The 18,507-nt window shown below is 59.7% G+C and carries 14 protein-coding genes; 7 read left to right on the forward strand and 7 right to left on the reverse strand.

Going from position 1 to position 18,507, the window contains the following annotated elements; genetic code table 11:
* Positions 1 to 146: 146 nt before the first annotated feature.
* From gatB to pepN, 4 genes are all read right to left on the reverse strand, one after another.
* Complete coding sequence (gene gatB, locus ACR0MS_RS11400) at positions 147 to 1,658, reverse strand: Asp-tRNA(Asn)/Glu-tRNA(Gln) amidotransferase subunit GatB (RefSeq protein ID WP_480572023.1); 1,512 nt, start codon at positions 1,656 to 1,658, stop codon at positions 147 to 149.
* Positions 1,659 to 1,729: 71 nt separating this feature from the next.
* The gene (locus ACR0MS_RS11405; protein WP_480572020.1) at positions 1,730 to 2,986 is read right to left on the reverse strand and encodes a hypothetical protein; all 1,257 of its coding nucleotides are present in this window, start codon (positions 2,984 to 2,986) and stop codon (positions 1,730 to 1,732) included.
* A gap of 131 nt (positions 2,987 to 3,117) precedes the next feature.
* The gene (locus ACR0MS_RS11410; RefSeq protein ID WP_480572017.1) at positions 3,118 to 3,546 is read right to left on the reverse strand and encodes a hypothetical protein; all 429 of its coding nucleotides are present in this window, start codon (positions 3,544 to 3,546) and stop codon (positions 3,118 to 3,120) included.
* On the reverse strand, positions 3,543 to 6,095 hold the full coding sequence (gene pepN / locus ACR0MS_RS11415) for an aminopeptidase N (protein ID WP_480572014.1): 2,553 nt from the start codon (positions 6,093 to 6,095) through the stop codon (positions 3,543 to 3,545). Before pepN ends, ACR0MS_RS11410 begins: the two co-directional genes overlap by 4 nt.
* A 204-nt stretch (positions 6,096 to 6,299) precedes the next feature.
* On the opposite strand from pepN, the gene ACR0MS_RS11420 reads away from it, so the two are divergent.
* The 3 genes from ACR0MS_RS11420 (at position 6,300) to ACR0MS_RS11430 (ending at position 9,927) form a co-directional block, all read left to right on the forward strand.
* Positions 6,300 to 8,435 (forward strand): malate synthase G, encoded by a 2,136-nt coding sequence (locus ACR0MS_RS11420; RefSeq protein ID WP_480572011.1) that lies wholly within the window; start codon positions 6,300 to 6,302, stop codon positions 8,433 to 8,435.
* Positions 8,436 to 8,517: 82 nt separating this feature from the next.
* A complete protein-coding gene (locus ACR0MS_RS11425; protein WP_480572008.1) occupies positions 8,518 to 8,943 on the forward strand; it encodes a GlcG/HbpS family heme-binding protein in 426 nt (141 codons plus the stop codon).
* Positions 8,944 to 9,147: 204 nt separating this feature from the next.
* Positions 9,148 to 9,927, forward strand: a complete 780-nt coding sequence (locus ACR0MS_RS11430; protein ID WP_480572005.1) for a gamma-glutamyl-gamma-aminobutyrate hydrolase family protein — start codon at positions 9,148 to 9,150, stop codon at positions 9,925 to 9,927.
* A gap of 46 nt (positions 9,928 to 9,973) precedes the next feature.
* Here ACR0MS_RS11430 and ACR0MS_RS11435 read toward each other — a convergent pair whose 3' ends face one another.
* Positions 9,974 to 12,214, reverse strand: a complete 2,241-nt coding sequence (locus ACR0MS_RS11435) for a xanthine dehydrogenase family protein molybdopterin-binding subunit (RefSeq protein WP_480572002.1) — start codon at positions 12,212 to 12,214, stop codon at positions 9,974 to 9,976.
* A 3-nt stretch (positions 12,215 to 12,217) separates the two neighbouring features.
* Positions 12,218 to 12,682 carry a (2Fe-2S)-binding protein gene (locus ACR0MS_RS11440; RefSeq protein WP_480571999.1) on the reverse strand — a complete coding sequence of 155 codons (465 nt, stop codon included), beginning with the start codon at positions 12,680 to 12,682 and terminating at the stop codon, positions 12,218 to 12,220.
* Positions 12,683 to 12,764: 82 nt separating this feature from the next.
* Between ACR0MS_RS11440 and ACR0MS_RS11445 the strand changes: the two genes are divergently transcribed.
* Complete coding sequence (locus ACR0MS_RS11445) at positions 12,765 to 13,358, forward strand: TetR/AcrR family transcriptional regulator (protein ID WP_480571996.1); 594 nt, start codon at positions 12,765 to 12,767, stop codon at positions 13,356 to 13,358.
* Here ACR0MS_RS11445 and kynU read toward each other — a convergent pair.
* Positions 13,351 to 14,544, reverse strand: coding sequence for a kynureninase (gene kynU / locus ACR0MS_RS11450; RefSeq protein ID WP_480571993.1), 1,194 nt, complete (start codon positions 14,542 to 14,544; stop codon positions 13,351 to 13,353). The two genes, ACR0MS_RS11445 and kynU, sit on opposite strands and share 8 nt — an antisense overlap.
* Positions 14,545 to 14,739: 195 nt before the next feature.
* On the opposite strand from kynU, the gene ACR0MS_RS11455 reads away from it, so the two are divergent.
* From ACR0MS_RS11455 to ACR0MS_RS11465, 3 genes are all read left to right on the forward strand, one after another.
* The gene (locus tag ACR0MS_RS11455; RefSeq protein WP_480571990.1) at positions 14,740 to 15,189 is read left to right on the forward strand and encodes a methyltransferase family protein; all 450 of its coding nucleotides are present in this window, start codon (positions 14,740 to 14,742) and stop codon (positions 15,187 to 15,189) included.
* A gap of 131 nt (positions 15,190 to 15,320) precedes the next feature.
* Positions 15,321 to 16,892, forward strand: a complete 1,572-nt coding sequence (locus ACR0MS_RS11460; protein ID WP_480571987.1) for a Re/Si-specific NAD(P)(+) transhydrogenase subunit alpha — start codon at positions 15,321 to 15,323, stop codon at positions 16,890 to 16,892.
* Positions 16,893 to 16,905: 13 nt separating this feature from the next.
* Complete coding sequence (locus tag ACR0MS_RS11465) at positions 16,906 to 18,357, forward strand: NAD(P)(+) transhydrogenase (Re/Si-specific) subunit beta (RefSeq protein ID WP_480571984.1); 1,452 nt, start codon at positions 16,906 to 16,908, stop codon at positions 18,355 to 18,357.
* Positions 18,358 to 18,507: the final 150 nt, after the last annotated feature.

Consider the following 18,507-nt stretch of genomic DNA (forward strand, 5'->3'; position numbering starts at 1 on the left):
CCTGTTCGTTCCCGGCAATCTAGCATGTTGAGGCTATTGGGAAAGTCATCTTCGCGCAGTCTGCGGCGTGTGTTGCCACAGCACAGCGCAAAAGAAAGGCGGCAGAGGGGATGCCCCATGCCGCCCTTGCACGAATTTCCGATGACTTAGCCGCCCAGTTTCTTGCTCACCAGCTCGTTCACAGCCTTGGGGTTGGCCTTGCCGCCGGTGGCTTTCATCACCTGACCGACGAACCAGCCCGCCAGTTTTGGGTTCACCTTGGCCTTTTCGACCTGCGCGGGGTTGGCGGCGATGATCTCGTCCAACGCAGCCTCAATCGCGCCGGTGTCGGTGACCTGTTTCATGCCGCGATCTTCGACGATCTGCGCGGGGTCGCCGCCTTCGGTATAGACGATCTCGAACAGGTCCTTGGCGATCTTGCCCGAGATCGCGTCCGAGGAAATCAGGTCGATGATCCCACCCAACTGCGCGGGCGAAACCGGGCTGTCCGTGATGTCGTGGTCTTCTTTCTTCAACCGGCCGAACAGTTCGTTGATCACCCAGTTCGCGGCCAGTTTGCCATTGCGACCCTTGGCGACTTCTTCGAAATACGCGGCGCTTTCCACCTCGGCAGTCAAAACCGAGGCGTCGTAATCCGTCAGGCCAAACGCCTCGATGAACCGCGCTTTCTTGGCGTCGGGCAGTTCGGGTAGCTTGGCGGCGATGTCGTCGACCCACGCCTGCTCGATCTCAAGCGGCAGCAGATCCGGGTCGGGGAAATAGCGGTAGTCATGCGCTTCTTCCTTGGACCGCATCGAGCGGGTTTCACCCTTGTCCGGATCATACAGGCGGGTTTCCTGATCGACGGTGCCACCACCTTCGACAATGGCGATCTGACGGCGGGCTTCGACCTCAATGGCCTGTTGGATAAAGCGCATCGAGTTCATGTTTTTGATCTCGCAGCGGGTGCCCAGATGCGAGAAATCCTGCGTTTCCTGATATTTCTCATAGGCACCCGGCAAACAGATTGAGACGTTCACATCCGCCCGCAAGTTGCCGTTCTGCATGTTCCCGTCACAGGTGCCCAGATACCGCATGATCTGGCGCAGCTTGGCGATATAGGCGGCGGCTTCTTCGGGGCCACGGATGTCGGGGCGGCTGACGATCTCCATCAGGCAGACGCCCGTCCGGTTCAGGTCGACGAAGGACATATGCGGGTCCATGTCGTGGATGGATTTGCCCGCGTCCTGCTCCATATGGATACGTTCGATGCGGACCATGCGCGCGGTGCCGTCGCCCATCTCGACCAGCACTTCACCTTCGCCTACGATGGGGTGGTAGAGCTGCGAAATCTGATATCCTTGCGGCAGGTCGGGGTAGAAGTAATTCTTGCGGTCAAAGGCCGATTTCAGGTTGATATCCGCTTTCAGGCCCAGCCCGGTGCGCACCGCCTGTTCCACGCAGTATTCGTTGATCACCGGCAGCATCCCCGGCATCGCCGCGTCCACAAAGGCCACGTTCGAGTTTGGCTCGGCCCCGAATTGGGTCGAGGCACCGGAAAACAGCTTGGCGTTGGATGAGACCTGAGCGTGCACCTCCATCCCGATCACCAGTTCCCAATCGTGCTTGGCCCCGGCAATGGTTTTGATTTTGGGCATTTCGTATGTCAGGTCGAGCATGGCGCGCCTCTATTTCCGCAGAAGTCTAAGCCTGCGTATTAGGCGCGCTGCGCCAAAGGAGCAAGGGGGAATCAGTGACCTGACAGGTGCAGACCCGAAGGCGTAAAGGTGACGTCCATGCCGCTGCGCAATTCTTCGCGGAACAAATCGCCAATCGCACGCAGGGCATCGCGGTGACCACGCGCCGCAAACCGTTCGGGCGAGTTGATGCGGACCGAATTGTTGAACCCATTCGCAGCATGCGCCCAAATCAGCGGATGCAGCTCGGTCATGTGGTCGCGGATCAGCCAGTTTGCGGCCTCGTGAATCTGCGCGCGCACCTCATCAGCCTTCTCATTCAGGCCACGCCCGTTCTGAATGGTGATGGCGCAGTAAGCGGCCAGCATGTTGACGGTTTCCTGATCAGGGCGTTGGCGCAGGATGTCACGCAACCCCTCCAGGAAATATTCCACGTCCAGCCGGGCACATGCCTCTGGGTCGAGGGCAATCGCGTCGAACTGCGCCCAGGTATATCCGCCAGCGCCCCAAATCTCGTGCGTCCGTGCGGCGTTGCGCAGGGCCTGAACCTCAAGCTCTTCATAGCTGCCGAACCAACGCGGCAGCAGGTGCGTGCCCATAGCACGCATATGACGCTGATTGTGCGGGTCCAAAGTAATCAGACGCTCGTATTTGTCGGCGACGCGGATGTTCGATTTACGTTGTCCAGCCAGCAGAGCGCAGTCGGCCGCGGCAACCAGCGGGCTTTCGGGTGCGGCCTCGCGGCATTTCGGAAGGATCGCCGCCGCCCGGTCGAAATGTGCAGCGCAGCGCGATTGGTGCAGGGGCGGCAATTTGGCGTCCGCAGACGTTCCGCGCCAGGCCCAGGCCAAATCAATATGTGCAAGAGCAACAACCAGCGCGATCATCGGATCGCCTTCGTGTTCTCGCATTTCGTCTTCCAGTTCGGAAATGCCGCCCAGCACGTCATAGTCAGACAGCGCTTTCCAATCAGAAAGCGCGTGCTCAACCGCCAGAACAACGTCGGCGCGGGCACCAAAGGCCAGAAGGTCTGCGATCGGCATACCGTCAGGCGCAGAGTCCCGAGCCTCGTCCGCGGCCCGCATTTGCCGGGACAGCTCGGACCAGCGCCCCTGACGCGCCAGATGACGCCCGGCTTCGATTGTCTTGCGCCCCACCAGATCTTCGGCCTGAAGCTCTGCGACAGGGATGTTCAGTTGCCCCTGATCAGGCAAAGCCGCAGCGACCTCGGGCGAAAACGCCATGTCGGGCGGCATCGTCAGAGAAGAAGCCTGTGAACTGGAAGAAGAGGTGCGGAACAACCGGAACATGGTGAAACTCGGAACTGTAAAAACTGGTAACGTAGGAACCAAGCTTCTCTGGAATTTGCATCAAATTCAAGATTTGGGGGGCTTTTTGTACCGATTTGGTGAACAGTGAGACTTTTTTCGCTGCATTGCCATCAAAATACACTGAAGTGATGGCGTTCCACGCGGAACCCGGCTTGTTTGAGGATGGACTCAAACTCCGTATGAGGAGGGATCGACTCATCTGGCAACCGAACTCGTTTTCCCGAGGTCGTAATCAACGAAACGCGCACGGAAAAGTCCCAGCGGGTGTCGAAACGGACATAGTCAATTTCTGACAGAGTCACCGCCGCTGTGCGGTTGCCGGTGAACCAATGCAGCTTGTTCTGATCAAGCGACAGACCCGCGCTGGTATCCCGCACAACGTCCCAAAGGGCCGGCAGCGTTGGCAGCGCCAGCAATCCAATCAGCCACCAGACGGCTTCGAACAGGATCACCAGCGAAACCAACGCCGCATATACAAGGATCAGGATCACGACTGTCCGGGGCGTTCGGTTGTGACGTGTATATGTGTACGGTGTCATGCGCCCAGAATGCGTGAGACCATTTCGGTCGTATCACGCGACAATTCCGCAGTATCGGCTATGCGCCTCAGATGTGTGCGGATCAGGTCCTGACGGCCTGAGTCATACCGTTTCCATGTCTGAAAGGCCGAACACATTCTTGCGGTGGTCTGTGGGTTGACGGGGTCCAGCTTGATCAACCAGTCCGCAAGCAAGGCATAGCCCGCACCATCGGCCCGGTGGAACCCTGCGTGGTTCATCGCCAACGCCCCCATGACCGAACGGAAGCGGTTGGGGTTTTTCCAGTTGAAATCCGGGTGCTCGGTCAGCTTTCGCGCCACATCTGCCGTGGCTTCGGGCGCGGCCAGCGAAACCTGTAGGCCGAACCATTTGTCCATCACCAGCCTGTCATGCTGCCACTGGTCGTAGAAGGCGGCCAGTTCCGCCTCACCTTTGCCCGCGCGCAGCAGGCAGGACAGAGCGGAAAGTTGCAGGGTCATGTTGTTGGCGGATTTATAGTCTTCTGCGGCCTTGGCTCCACCGTCCAGCCGCGAGGTCAGCGCCAGTGCCGCCCCACCCAGCGCGCGCTTGCCTGATTGCTCGGCGTCGGGGTTAAAGGGCGCGTCAATTACGGTTTCGCCGTGTAGACGCGGCAACAGGTCCTGAACATGCTGCGCGGTCACCTGCCGCAGGGTTTCTACGGCGGTCCAGATCGCCATTGGATCCGGCGTTTCACCGCGTTCGTGCAGAGCTGCCGCCAGTTCCGATTGCGTCGGCAGGCCCAACATCAGCGCGCGATAAGCCGGGTCCAGATCGCGATCGCGCAGCACGGCCAGCAGCCCGTCCAGATAGTCGGCATCGGGCGACGCGCCGTTTTGGATCATCGCCAACAATGTTTCCTCGGCCAGCGACCGCCCAGCCTGCCAGCGGTTGAACGGGTCGGTGTCATGGGCCAGCAGAAAGGCGCGCTGGGCGCTGCTTTGATCCTGTTCAAGGATCACGGGGGCCGAGAAATCCCGCAGGACCGAGGCCGTGGGCCGCGCCGCCAAGTCGGTGAAGGTAAATTTCTGGCTGGCTTCGGTCAGTTCCAGCACCTCGGTCGCGCGAACCTCATCTCCGTTGGGGCCCAGCAGACCGACGGCCACCGGGATCACTTGCGGCAGTTTCTCAACCTGACCCGGCGTGGGGTCGGTGCGCTGCGACAGGGTCAGGGTGTAGGTGCCGTCCGCCCAATCCTCGGCAACCGTCACGCGCGGAGTCCCCGATTGGCTGTACCAGCGCTTGAACTGGCTCAGATCGCGGCCCGTCGTATCCTCGAATACCTTGATCCAGTCTTCGATCGTGCAGGCTTGCCCATCATGACGGTCGAAATAGAGGTCCAACGCTTTCGCGTATGCCTCATCCCCGACCAGCCGTTTCAGCATTCCGATAACTTCGGCACCTTTTTCATAGACGGTGGCGGTGTAGAAATTGTTGATCTCCTGAAAGCTCTCGGGCCGGACGGGATGCGACAACGGCCCGTTATCCTCGGGGAATTGTCGCGCGCGCAGGTCGATGGCGTCGTGGATGCGCTTGACCGGGGCCGAGCGCATGTCGGACGTGAACTGCGCATCGCGAAACACTGTCAAACCCTCTTTCAGGCACAGTTGGAACCAGTCGCGGCAGGTGATGCGGTTGCCTGTCCAGTTGTGGAAATACTCATGAGCAATGATCGCTTCGATCCGCTCGAAATTCATATCGGTCGAGGTCTCGGGGCTGGCCAGCACAGCGGAGGAGTTGAAGATGTTCAGCCCCTTATTCTCCATCGCGCCCATGTTGAAATCATCCACGGCCACGATGTTGAACACGTCCAGATCATATTCGCGGCCATAGACGTCCTCATCCCATTTCATCGACTTCTTGAGAGCCTCCATGCCAAAGGCGCATTTGCCTTCGTCACCGGGACGGACCCAAAGGTTCAGTTCGACGTCGCGACCTGACAAGGTGGTAAACTGACCGGGATGGGCAATCAGATCGCCCGCGACCAGAGCGAACAGATAAGCGGGCTTGGGCCACGGGTCGGTCCATTCGGCCCAGCCCTCGCCCTTGCCGCTGGGGTTGCCGTTGGACAGCAGCACCGGCAGATCGCCATTGATGCGCACGGTGAAAGTGGACATCACGTCGGGGCGGTCGGGGTAATAGGTGATCTTGCGGAAGCCTTCGGCCTCGCACTGGGTGCAATACATGCCGTTGGACATATAAAGCCCCTCAAGCGCGGTGTTGTTGCCGGGGTCAATCTCAACCTCGGCCTCCCAGATAAAGGGCGCGTCGGGGGCGGGGGCGGTCAGGCCCTTGTCGGTGATCTCGGGCGTGATTTCCACACCATCAATCGCTGCGCGGATCAGGGTCAGGTCCTCGCCATGCAGAAAGAAATTGCGATCTGATGCTTCGGGGTTCGGGCGGAACGCAATGCGCGAGGTCACACGGGTCGCGTGGGCGGCCAGATCAAAGGTCAGATGCACGCTGTCCACGATATAGCCGAACGGTGTGTAGTCTTTCAGATAGATCGTTTGGGGGGCAGCGTCGCGCATCGGGACCTCGCTTCATTTGGTGTCTGGCGCGACGTTATGATCTGAGGCGATGGGCTGCAAGCGGTGCTGCCTGACCTTGTCCAGCGTGGCGCGTGATTTTGGTAAGTTTTTTTTACCGGAACGTAACGACACACGTTGCCTATCGGAAACTTACCCACTAAACGCTGACTGCATACAATGGCGTACATGGGTGAGAGGAAGATCATGACCAGCAGACAGACACGCAGCGGACTTCAGGTCGACACGGTTCTGGCCGAGTTCATCGAGGGCAAAGCCCTGCCGGGAACCGGTGTGACCGCCGATACGTTCTGGGATGGTCTGTCGCGCATGGTGGCCGAGCTGGGACCGAAGAACCGGGACTTCCTCGCCAAGCGCGAAGAGATTCAGGGCCAGTTGGACACCTGGCACGTGGACCGCAAAGGTCAGGACCATGACGCCGACGCCTACAAAGCCTTCCTGCGTGAGATCGGCTATCTGGTTGAGGAAGGTGATGATTTCCAGATCGAAACCGCCAATGTCGATCCCGAGATTGCAGCGACCCCCGGTCCGCAGCTGGTTGTGCCAATCACCAACGCCCGGTTCGCGCTGAACGCCGCCAATGCGCGCTGGGGCAGCCTGTATGATGCGTTGTACGGAACCGACGCGATGGGCGATCTGCCAGCCGCCGGTGGCTATGACGAGGCGCGTGGCGCGCGTGTGATTGCATGGGCCAAGGGCTTTTTGGATGATGCCGTGCCGCTGGCCGCTGGCTCGTGGGCCGATGTGTCCGAGCTGCGCGTTGAAGGCAGCGCGCTGGAGCCTGTGCTGGCCGATGCATCGGCGTTTGTGGGCTTTGGCGGAGCGGCCGAAAAACCCGATTTTGTGCTGCTGAAGAATAACGGGTTGCATGTGAAAATCGTCGTCGATGCCTCTAGCAACATTGGCGCGGAGGACCCTGCTGGCATCGCGGACGTCTATCTGGAATCGGCGTTGTCCACGATCATGGATTGCGAGGACTCGGTTGCCTGTGTGGATGCCGAGGACAAGGTTGTCGCCTATGGCAACTGGCTGGGCTTGATGAAGGGCGATCTGGCCGAAGAAGTGACCAAGGGCGGCACCACCTTCACCCGGAAGCTGGCTGACGATCTGACCTATACAACCGCAGGCGGCGCGCGGGACGTGCTGAAAGGCCGCTCGCTGATGCTGATCCGAAATGTGGGCCACTTGATGACCAACCCGGCCGTTCTAGACGGCGAGGGTAATGAGATCGGTGAGGGCCTGATGGATGCGCTCTGCACTACGCTTATTGCGATGCATGACCTGCAGCGTGAGGGCGGAAACTCGGTCAAGGGTTCGGTTTATGTTGTGAAGCCCAAGATGCACGGCCCCGCCGAAGTTGCCTTTGCGGTCGAGATTTTCGACATGGTTGAAGATATCCTCGGTCTGCCGCGCAACACGGTAAAGCTGGGTATCATGGATGAGGAACGCCGGACGTCCTCGAACCTGAAAGAATGCATCCGCGCCGCGAAATCGCGTGTGGCCTTCATCAACACAGGCTTTCTGGATCGCACCGGGGATGAGATCCATACCTCGATCGAGGCGGGTCCGATGCTGCCGAAGGGCGATATGAAGGCGACGCCGTGGATTGCATCCTATGAGGATCGCAATGTCGATATCGGTCTGGCCTGTGGTCTGAAGGGCAAGGCGCAGATCGGTAAAGGTATGTGGGCGATGCCCGACCGTATGGGCGATATGCTTGATCAGAAGATCGGTCACCCGAAATCGGGCGCGACCTGCGCTTGGGTGCCGTCGCCGACCGCTGCGACCCTGCACGCCACGCACTACCACAAGGTCGACGTTCTGGCCCGTCAGGATGAGCTTGCCGCCGGTGGAGCGCGCGGCACGCTGGATGATCTGCTGACCGTACCGCTGTTGGGCGGCCGCAACCTGAGCGATGATGAGATCACTGTCGAGATCGAGAATAACGCGCAGGGTATTCTGGGTTATGTGGTGCGTTGGGTCGATCAAGGCGTGGGCTGTTCGAAAGTGCCGGACATCAACGATATCGGCCTGATGGAAGACCGTGCGACCTGCCGGATTTCGTCTCAGGCGCTGGCCAACTGGCTGCATCATGATGTGGTGAGCGAGGAACAGGTGATGGCCGCCATGCAGAAGATGGCTGCCGTGGTGGACCGCCAGAACGAAGGTGATCCGCTGTATCGTCCGATGGCGCCCGGCTTTGACGGCGTGGCGTTCCAGGCGGCGTGTGATCTGGTGTTCAAAGGCCGCGTCCAGCCTTCGGGCTATACTGAGCCGGTTTTGCACGCGCGCCGTCTGGAACTGAAAGCCAGCTTGGTGTGATTGGATAGGGTGGGAACGAGGGGGCTGTCTGCCCCCTCGCGCTCCCCCGAAGATATTTTTAGCCAGATGAAAGGGATCAGGGATGGCTGTTACATTGCGCAAGGCACGCACGATCGTGCGCAAGGCTTTGGAAAAGGGCCGCGAGTTGGAACTGAAACCTCTGTCGGTTGTTGTTCTGGATGCTGGTGGCCATGTGATCGCGTTTGAGCGCGAAGACGGTGCTGCGCCCGGACGCTTTGCGATTGCGCAGGGCAAGGCTTATGGCTCGGTCATGCTGGGTATGGCGGGGACCGCGCAGATGGCGCGGGCCGAGGCGCAAGCTTATTTCATGGCGGCTGTGAACGGCGTTTATGGCGGTCAGGTTGTGCCAGTGCCGGGCGGCGTGTTGCTGCGCGACAAGAAGGGCGCTGTGATCGGTGCTGTCGGCGTGACCGGCGATACCTCGGACAATGATGCGATCGCGGCGATGGCCGGGATTGAGGCGGCCGGTCTGATCGGCGAAGTCTGATTGAATGAATTTTTCGGAGAGCCGCCAAGGCTCTCCGATCTGCGGTGTTCGCAGAATGCCGGGGAAACGGGCAGGGTCCTGGATAGGTGCCCGAATGTGCAGTGTTGAACATGTACCTGCGCTGATACACAGGGGGTGTGCTATTGCACGCTTTAGACCCTGAGGATAGCTTTCCTGAAACGCGCAACAGATTGGGAAAGCGGAATGTCTCGGCCCGTCGTCGGTATCATCGGCAACTCTTACCTTTTGAACGATGAGTACCCGACCCATGCGGGCGGGACGATGAACTCGGACGCGGTGGCGAACGTGTCGGGCTGCCTGCCGCTGCTGATCCCGGCTGACCCGCGCTATGTCTCGGTCGAGGAATTGCTGGAGGTGTGCGACGGTTTCCTGCTGACAGGAGGTCGGCCCAACGTACACCCGGAAGAATACGGTGAACCCGAAACCGAAGCGCATGGTGAATTTGACCGTGCGCGCGATGCGATCACCTTGCCGCTGGTGCGGGCCTGCGTGGAACGCGGCCAGCCATTCTTTGGCATCTGCCGAGGGTTCCAAGAGGTCAACGTGGCAATGGGTGGCACGTTATATCCGGAGATCCGCGAGTTGCCGGGCCGGATGAACCACCGCATGCCGCCGGACGGAACGCTTGAAGAGAAATTTGCGCTGCGTCATATCGTGAGCTTGTCCGAAGGCGGTGTGTTCCACCGGCTTATGGGCGCGCGTGAGGTGATGACGAACACGTTGCACGGACAGGGCATCAAAACCGTTGGACATCGGATCGTGATCGAAGGCCATGCGCCCGACGGGACGCCGGAGGCGATCTATGTCAAGGATGCGCCGGGGTTTACGTTGTCTGTCCAATGGCACCCGGAATGGGATGCCGAGAATGATCCCGTGTCACGCCCGTTGTTCAAGGCGTTCGGGGCTGCGGTTCACGCGTGGTCTGAAGGGTCCGGCGCGAGCCTTATCCAGCAGAGCGCCTAGTTCGTGCGCCGGTCCAGGAGAGAGGGACCAGACCGGCGCAACGCGATCAAATCAGCAGGTTGAACTGATTGATCAGGGGTAACGTCCGTGCACGTTCACCAGTCAGGTCGAAAAGCGCGTTTCCAAGTGCTGGCATGGACGGAGGCGTTCCCGGCTCACCAACGCCACCCAAACGGGGGTTGGTTTCAAGAACGCGCACTTCGGTTTGGGGCGCGTTATGCATCCGCAGGGCGTCATAGTCCGGGAAGTTGTGCTGTTCGACCTCACCGTCTGAGAAGGTGATCTCGCCCATCACGGCCGCGGACAGCCCATAGATCATGCCGCCGAACATCTGCGCCTCGACCGTGCCGGGGTCCAGCGCGAGGCCGACATCACAGGCGATCCATGCCTTGGCGATGCGGATGGTGCCGTCTTCATCGACCACCTCGATCACCTGCGCGACCGGAGTACCGAAGCTGTAGGTCATCGCCACGCCGCGTCCGACGCCGTTGGGGGTTTGGCCGGTCCAACCCGACATTTCCTTGACGGCCCGCAGGACACCTGCGCTGGGGGCATGTTCCCCCATGGCCAGCTCCAGCCGGAAGTCCAGCGGGTCACGGCCAGCGGCATGGGCCATTTCGTCCATGAACGTCTCGTGGAAGAACCCGTTGTGGCTGTTGCCGACCGAGCGCCAGAACCCGACTGGAATGTCCAGATCAGCGATATGTCCGCTGACGCGGTAGTTGGGCACGGCGTAAGGCTGGTTGAACAGCCCTTCGACGATCACCTTGTCTGGTCCACCTCCGGGCAGATCCATATAGCGCCCAACCACCTGGTGAGAGCTGGACTGCGACGCGACCTTGCCATCAATCAGCACTGCAGCGCCATCCTTGACCGCGCCGCGCATCCGGGCAATCGCGCCGGGACGGTAGAAGTCGTGGCGGGTGTCCTCTTCACGGCTCCAGGTGGTCTGAACCGGGACGCCGGGCATGGCCATCGCGACCTTGGTGGCGATTTCCGCAAAGTCCAGTTCGCCGCGCCGACCAAATCCGCCACCCATATAAGTGGTGTGTACGTCAACGGCATCCCGGTCCAGATTGGCGGTCTTGGCGGCCTTGCGCTGTACAAAGGTCGGGGCCTGATTGCCGCACCAGATATCCAGTTTGGTGCCGGTAAACAACGCGGTGGCGTTCATCGGCTCCATCGTCGAATGCGCCAGATAGGGCACCTGGTATTCGGCAGTGATCTCGGTAGCGCCTTCGGGCAGAGTTTCTACGTCGCCATCATCGCGCAGGGTCGTGTTTGGCGCGTCATCGAACGCCTCGGCAATCTTTGCGAAAATCTGGTCAGTTTCCGGCGGGTAGGGGGCATCGCCCCAGTCCACGTCAATCGCTTCGACTGCCTGAATAGCCAGCCACGTGTTGTTGGCGATCACGGCCACGCCATTGCCAAGATCGACCACTTTTTCCACGCCGGGCATGGTTTCGGCGGCGGTGGCGTCAAATCCGTTCATTGCACCGCCCAGCTTGGGGTTCACTCGGCAGGATGCGAATTTCAGACCTTCGGGGCGCACATCCACGCCAAACTCTGCCGTGCCGGTCGATTTCCCAACTATGTCCACCCGCGGCAGGTTTTGCCCCAGCAGCCGCCACTTGGACGGGTCGCGCAGTTCGACATGGGGCGGGTCGATTTGACCCGCGGCTTCGGCCAGCTCGGTATATGGGATGCGAGAGCCGTCTGTCGCAATCACTGCCCCTGCTTGGGTTTTCAACTGCGCGCGGTCAACGCCCAACCGATCTGCTGCCGCCTGTTTCAGTGTTTCCCGCGCGGTAGCCCCGGCCTCGCGCATACGCTCAAAACCGTCTCGCATCGAGGTTGACCCGCCAGTGACCTGCAGGCTGAGAGTTTTACCCACAACACCAAGGGCTTCCCCCAGATTGTGCTGGAAATCGGTGATGTCATACCCCTTGTTTGGCAGACCTTCGCCAACCAAAGCCGAGTTGTAATAGGCCGCCGCAGCGGGACCATGCAGAACACGGATATCGTCCATCTCCACGTCCAGCTCTTCTGCGATCAGCGCGGCCCAGGTGGTCATCACGCCCTGTCCCATTTCGGCGCGCGGGGCGAACAGGGTCACGCCCTGCTGATCAATCAGGATAAACGGGCTGAGGGCGGTTTCGCCTTCCGCCGGTTTCAGCGGGTTCGCTGCCGGGCGGGTTACGTAATACGCACCAAACGCAACGCCACCGACAACGGCAGCCGAACCGATCAGGAACGTGCGGCGAAGGATTTTACCAACAGATGCCATTACTTACGCCTCCTTCAACTTGGAAGCCGCATCGTGGATCGCCGCCCGAATGCGCGGGTAGGTTCCACAACGACACAGGTTGCCCTGCATCGCATCGTCGATATCGGCATCGGTCGGAGAGGGGTTCTCGGCCAGCAACGCGGCCGCCTGCATGATCTGACCCGATTGGCAGTATCCGCATTGCGCGACCTGATGATCGACCCAGGCTTGCTGGATCTTGGCCATCGCGTCCGGCGTGCCGAGCCCTTCGATCGTCGTCACGTCGCCCCAGACATCAGACAACGCAACCTGACAGGACCGCACGGCCTCGCCGTCGATATGAACAGTGCAGGCACCACAGGCGGCCACACCGCACCCAAACTTGGTTCCGGTCAGGCCGACCTCATCCCGTAGGACCCACAGCAGGGGAACATCGTCAGGCAAGTCCACCTGATATGACGTACCGTTAACTTTCAAACTGGTCGCCATGGTGATCCCCTCTTGGCTTTGGTGACGTGCTGACATACTTAATATGAGATGTCAGACAGTCAACTGACAAAAGAAACAAAAAATGTCAAAGGTTCAGATGAGAGACTTTGTGCTCGACGAAAAATCCCGGTCTATTCTTGAATCCGCCCTGCGGGTCTTTTCGACCTATGGATTCAAGAAAACCTCGATGGATGACATTGCAAAAGGTGCGGGGATGTCGCGCCCTGCGTTGTATCTGTACTTCGAGAACAAAGAAGCCATTCTTCGAAAACTGACTGAACTGCATTACGAAGAAAAGACCGAGGCCGTTGCCAAGGCGTTGAATGCGGACGGGTCGGTGTCACAGGTTTTCGGAAACGCGATCCATGTTCAGACGGACGGAATGGCGGAAATCATGTCTTCAGCCCATGGGCTAGAGCTGCTGGACGCAGGTATATCCATGGCATCTGACATCGTCACACAGGGTGAGGCACAGATGCTGGCGCTTTATGCGGATTGGCTAAAGCGCGAGTCGGTGAACGGGCGGATACGCCTGTTCGACAGCCCGCGAGAGACGGCCAAGATGATCGGCGCCGCGCTGCGTGGCAACAAGATCGCGGCAACGGATCATCAGGAGTTCGACCGAATGAACGCGAACCTCGCCACGATTGTTGGCGCGGGGCTGGAGGTCAAGTAACCCGCTGGCGTTGTTTGTATTCCGGTGTGTCCCACAACCGGTTCGCCATGATATCCGCCAGAATGTCCACCGCGCGTTCAACATCCTGTTCGTCGATGTATAATGGCGTAAATCCAAACCGCATGATGTCGGGCGCGCGGAAATCTCCGATAACACCTCGGGCGATCAGCGCCTGCATCGCTGCGTAGCCTTCGTCAAACCGGAACGAGACTTGGCTGCCACGCTGCTCAGCCTCGCGCGGACTGGCAAGGCGCAGTTCAGGGCAGGTGGCTTCGACCCGATTGATGAACAACTCGGTCAGTTCGATGGACTTGGCGCGCACGTCCGCCATATCGACCATGTCCCAGACATCCATCGCGGTCGACAGCGCCGTCATCTGTATGATCGGAGGGGTGCCGACCCGCATCCTTTCGATCCCGCTGCCTGGGCGGTAATCGAGGTCGAAAGAGAAGGGGGCCTCATGCCCCAGCCATCCTGATAGCGCGGGGCGAACGCGGTCGGTCAGGCGCGGAGCGACGTAGATGAAGGCAGGCGCGCCGGGGCCGCCATTGAGGTATTTATAGGTACAGCCCACTGCGAAGTCGGCGTTACAGCCGGACAGGTCCACAGGAATGGCGCCGGCAGAGTGGGCCAGATCCCAGACTGTGACGGTTCCGTTGGCATGTGCAAGCTCTGTCAGCGCCTTCATGTCGTGCATCCGGCCCGAACGGTAATCGACCTCGGTCAGCATCAAAACGGCCACGTCTTTGGTGATGTGCGCGGCCACTTCCTCGGGTGCGACAACTCGCAGTTCATACTCCGATCCCAACGAACGCAGCAGCCCATCCACCATATACAGATCGGACGGAAAGTTTCCGCTGTCCGACAACACGACCTTGCGCTCGGGGCACAGTTCCAGTGCCGAAGCCACCGCTTGATAGACCTTGATCGACAATGTGTCGCCGGTCACCACGCTGCCGGGCTCTGCTCCGATCAATCGGCCGATGCGATCGCCCAATCCGGTCGGAAGCCCCATCCATCCGGCCTTGTTCCAGCCGGTGATCAGCATGTTCCCCCATTCCTGTGTCATCATTTCCGCCACGCGCGGCGTTGCTGCTTTTGGTATGGGGCCAAGCGAATTGCCGTCCAGATAAACCACGCCTTCCGGCAGATCGAACATAGCTTTGGTTGCTTTGAAATCAGTCATGGGCGGGCCTTCGTCTTTGCGTATCGACCAAGGGCTAGCTTATCCGACCCTATCTGTCTATCGGTGCCGCTGAGGGCGCAAGGTGAGAAAAATTTCCTGCGACTATCTGCGATTTTGCGATTCCTGTCGGAAAGCGATAGATGATCATGCAAAAGCGACATCCAGCACCGCAATCGAGCAGAAAGTTACTTATCTATGCGCAAAATCGACATGCCTCCGGTCTGGTTGTTGGGCTGCGCGGTCCTTGCTTGGTTGCAGGCGCGATACCTGTCGATGGGATTGTCGCTGGACGGCAGCTTCACGGATTTGCTGAGTGGCATTCTAATTGGTGGGGGCCTGATCCTTATCCTGCTTGCCATCGCAGAGTTCCGCAGACACCGCACAACAGTCATCCCGCATGAAACGCCCAGCTCTTTGATTCAAAGCGGTATTTTCAAACGCAGCCGTAATCCGATCTACCTGGGTGATGTTCTGATTCTGACGGGGCTTGTCCTGCGCTTTGACGCGGTTTTGTCGCTGGTCCTGGTACCTGTATTTGTCTGGCTGCTGGAGCGACGCTTCATTCTGCCCGAAGAAGACCGCATGCGCAGAACATTCCGCGCAGACTTCGCAAGATATGAGCGCAGCACGCGCCGATGGATCTGAGGACTTACGTAAAATGACACCACGTTAATATTGCTGCGCTTGCGAAATAATATTGCGCAGGATACATGGATGCTTGATGAACAATACCGACCACCCGCTCAATGTGAGTGAAAATTAGGGGGATAATGCCGGTGAAGATAGGAACACCAAAAGAGATAATGGACGGTGAAAACCGGGTCGCGATGACCCCGGATTCAGCCGTTCAGCTTCAGAAACTTGGCTACGACTGCGCCATTGAATCCGGTGCGGGCGCTGCGGCCGGGTTTTCGGACGCAGTGTACGAGGCGGCAGGCGTAGAGATCGTCAAAACAGCCGCCGCGCTTTGGAAGGCAGCGGACATCGTCGCCAAGGTGCGTCAGCCGAATGAGACCGAGCTGAAGCGTCTGACCAAAGGCAAGACGCTGATCTCGTTCTTCAACCCGGCTGGGAATGAAGAAGGGATGGAGTTGGCCAAATCCAAAGGCGCGAATGTGATCGCCATGGAGATGGTGCCGCGAATTTCGCGTGCGCAGAAGATGGACGCGCTGTCCTCGATGGCGAATATCGCGGGCTACCGCGCCGTGATCGAGGCGGGCAACAATTTTGGTCGCTTCTTCACCGGTCAGGTGACGGCGGCGGGCAAGGTGCCGCCTGCGAAGGTTCTGATCGTCGGTGCCGGTGTCGCGGGTTTGGCCGCCATCGGGACCTCGACCTCGCTGGGTGCGATCACCTATGCGTTCGACGTGCGCCCCGAAGTGGCCGAGCAGGTCGAGTCGATGGGTGCCGAGTTCGTCTATCTGGACTTTGAAGAGCAGCAGCAGGATGGTGCGGCCACTGGCGGTTACGCTTCGGTCCAGTCCGAGGAATTCCGCAACGCGCAGTTGGCCAAGTTCCGCGAGCTGGCGCCAGAGATAGACATCGTGATCACCACCGCGCTGATCCCGAACCGCGAAGCGCCCGAGCTTTGGACCAAGGATATGGTCGAAAGCATGAAACCCGGCTCGGTCATCGTGGACCTTGCGGCCGAAAAAGGCGGCAACTGCAAACTGACCGTCGCGGATGAGAAGATCGTGACCGACAATGGCGTGACCATCATCGGCTATACCGACTTCCCCAGCCGGATGGCGTCGCAGTCTTCGTCGCTGTACGCGACCAATATCCGCCACATGATGTCTGACCTGACGCCCGAGAAGGACGGTCAGATCAATCATGACATGGAAGATGACGTGATCCGCGGCTCGACCGTGACCTTTGAGGGTGAGATCACCTTCCCGCCGCCACCGCCGAAAGTGCAGGCGATTGCGGCGCAGAAAAAGCCCGAGGTCAAAGAACTGACCCCGGAAGAGAAGAAGGCGCAGGAGGTTGCGGCGTTCAAGGCGCAGACCAAACAGCAGTTCACCCTGCTGGGTGTTGGCGGCGCGCTGATGCTGTTGGTGGGTCTGGTCGCTCCGGCCAGCTTCATGCAGCACTTCATCGTGTTCGTGCTGGCCGTGTTCGTTGGCTTCCAGGTGATCTGGGGCGTGGCGCATTCGCTGCACACCCCGCTGATGGCGATCACCAACGCGATCTCGTCGATCATTATCGTCGGGGCCTTGATGCAGATCGGATCGGGCTCGTTCCTTGTGATCCTGCTGGCGGCGCTGTCTGTCTTTATGGCCGGGATCAACATCTTCGGCGGCTTTCTTGTCACCCGGCGCATGCTCGCCATGTTCCAGAAATCTTAAGGAGGCCGGGTAGATGATTGGCTTCACCACTGCCGCTTATGTTGTTGCGGCTGTCCTTTTCATCCTGTCCCTGGGCGGGTTGTCGAACCAGGAAAGCGCCAAGCGCGCCGTCTGGTACGGCATTGTCGGTATGGCGCTGGCGGTTTTCGCCACGCTTGTGGGTCCGGGTTCGGGCCTGTGGCTGCTGTCGCTGCTGCTGATCGCTGGTGGCGGTCTGATCGGGTCCTACGTGGCCAAGCGCGTGCAGATGACCGAGATGCCGCAGCTTGTAGCCGCGATGCACTCGCTGGTTGGTCTGGCGGCTGTGTTCGTGGGCTTCAACGCGCATTTTGAGATCGGCAACGTGGCGCAGGTCATGGCGATTGCCGACAGTGCGAAAGAGGCGGACCTGTCTGATCTGGGCGCGTTTGCCAAGCTGATCGCCAAGAAGACCGCCGCGGAACTGACGATCCTGCATGTGGAACTGTTCTTGGGTATCTTCATCGGTGCGATCACCTTTACCGGTTCGGTCGTGGCTTATGGCAAGCTGGCGGGTAAAGTGACGTCTGCGGCGACCAAGCTGCCCGGCGGTCATGCGCTGAACGCGGCGGCGGCTGGCCTCTCGCTGATCTGTCTGGTCTGGTACACCGCCTCGGGCGGTCTGTTCCCGCTGATCCTGATGACGCTGGCGGCGCTGTTCATCGGCTATCACCTGATCATGGGTATCGGTGGCGCGGACATGCCGGTGGTTGTGTCGATGCTGAACTCGTATTCGGGTTGGGCTGCGGCAGCGATTGGTTTCAGCCTTGGCAACGACCTGCTGATCGTGGTTGGTGCGTTGGTCGGTTCGTCGGGTGCGATCCTGTCCTACATCATGTGTAAGGCGATGAACCGTCACTTTGTCAGTGTGATCCTGGGCGGTTTTGGCGGCACCTCGGGTCCGCAGATGGAAGTTGAGGGTGAGCAGGTGGCGATTGACGCCGACGGCGTTGCCGCGGCTCTGAACGATGCCGACAGCGTCATCATCATCCCGGGCTACGGCATGGCGGTTGCGCAGGCACAGCAGTCGGTCAGCGAGTTGGTCCGTAAGCTGCGCGCCAAGGGCAAAGAGGTGCGTTTCGCGATCCACCCCGTTGCCGGTCGTCTGCCGGGTCACATGAACGTACTGCTGGCCGAGGCCAAGGTGCCTTATGACATCGTGCTGGAGATGGACGAGATCAACGAGGACTTCCCGGAAACGGATGTGGCCATCGTGATCGGTTCGAATGACATCGTGAACCCTGCGGCGCAGGAAGACCCCAACAGCCCCATCGCCGGGATGCCGGTTCTGGAATGCTGGAAGGCCAAGCAGGTGTTCGTGTCCAAGCGTGGTCAGGGCACCGGGTATTCGGGGATCGAGAACCCGCTGTTCTTCAAGGAGAACACGCGGATGTTCTATGGCGATGCCAAGCAGTCGCTGGACAAGCTGCTGCCGATGATCGACTGATCTGTGGCTTTGAGTAAATTGCAAAGGGCGCCTTCGGGCCAAGCCACTATAGGTAAATGTTGACGATCTATCGACCAGCAGCTAACCTGCTGGTCGTTTTCGTTTAGAAATAAGAGCTTGTGACATGCCGGACCCCAAAAAGGCTTCGCA

Source organism: Ruegeria sp. CJ2 (assembly GCF_056536745.1).

Bases quoted from the DNA above. Each gene is read 5' to 3' on its own strand.
- gatB (WP_480572023.1), bottom strand. From the start codon at position 1,658: ATGCTCGACCTGACATACGAAATGCCCAAAATCAAAACCATTGCCGGG.
- ACR0MS_RS11405 (WP_480572020.1), bottom strand. From the start codon at position 2,986: ATGTTCCGGTTGTTCCGCACCTCTTCTTCCAGTTCACAGGCTTCTTCT.
- ACR0MS_RS11410 (WP_480572017.1), bottom strand. From the start codon at position 3,546: ATGACACCGTACACATATACACGTCACAACCGAACGCCCCGGACAGTC.
- pepN (WP_480572014.1), bottom strand. From the start codon at position 6,095: ATGCGCGACGCTGCCCCCCAAACGATCTATCTGAAAGACTACACACCG.
- ACR0MS_RS11420 (WP_480572011.1), top strand. From the start codon at position 6,300: ATGACCAGCAGACAGACACGCAGCGGACTTCAGGTCGACACGGTTCTG.
- ACR0MS_RS11425 (WP_480572008.1), top strand. From the start codon at position 8,518: ATGGCTGTTACATTGCGCAAGGCACGCACGATCGTGCGCAAGGCTTTG.
- ACR0MS_RS11430 (WP_480572005.1), top strand. From the start codon at position 9,148: ATGTCTCGGCCCGTCGTCGGTATCATCGGCAACTCTTACCTTTTGAAC.
- ACR0MS_RS11435 (WP_480572002.1), bottom strand. From the start codon at position 12,214: ATGGCATCTGTTGGTAAAATCCTTCGCCGCACGTTCCTGATCGGTTCG.
- ACR0MS_RS11440 (WP_480571999.1), bottom strand. From the start codon at position 12,682: ATGGCGACCAGTTTGAAAGTTAACGGTACGTCATATCAGGTGGACTTG.
- ACR0MS_RS11445 (WP_480571996.1), top strand. From the start codon at position 12,765: ATGTCAAAGGTTCAGATGAGAGACTTTGTGCTCGACGAAAAATCCCGG.
- kynU (WP_480571993.1), bottom strand. From the start codon at position 14,544: ATGACTGATTTCAAAGCAACCAAAGCTATGTTCGATCTGCCGGAAGGC.
- ACR0MS_RS11455 (WP_480571990.1), top strand. From the start codon at position 14,740: ATGCGCAAAATCGACATGCCTCCGGTCTGGTTGTTGGGCTGCGCGGTC.
- ACR0MS_RS11465 (WP_480571984.1), top strand. From the start codon at position 16,906: ATGATTGGCTTCACCACTGCCGCTTATGTTGTTGCGGCTGTCCTTTTC.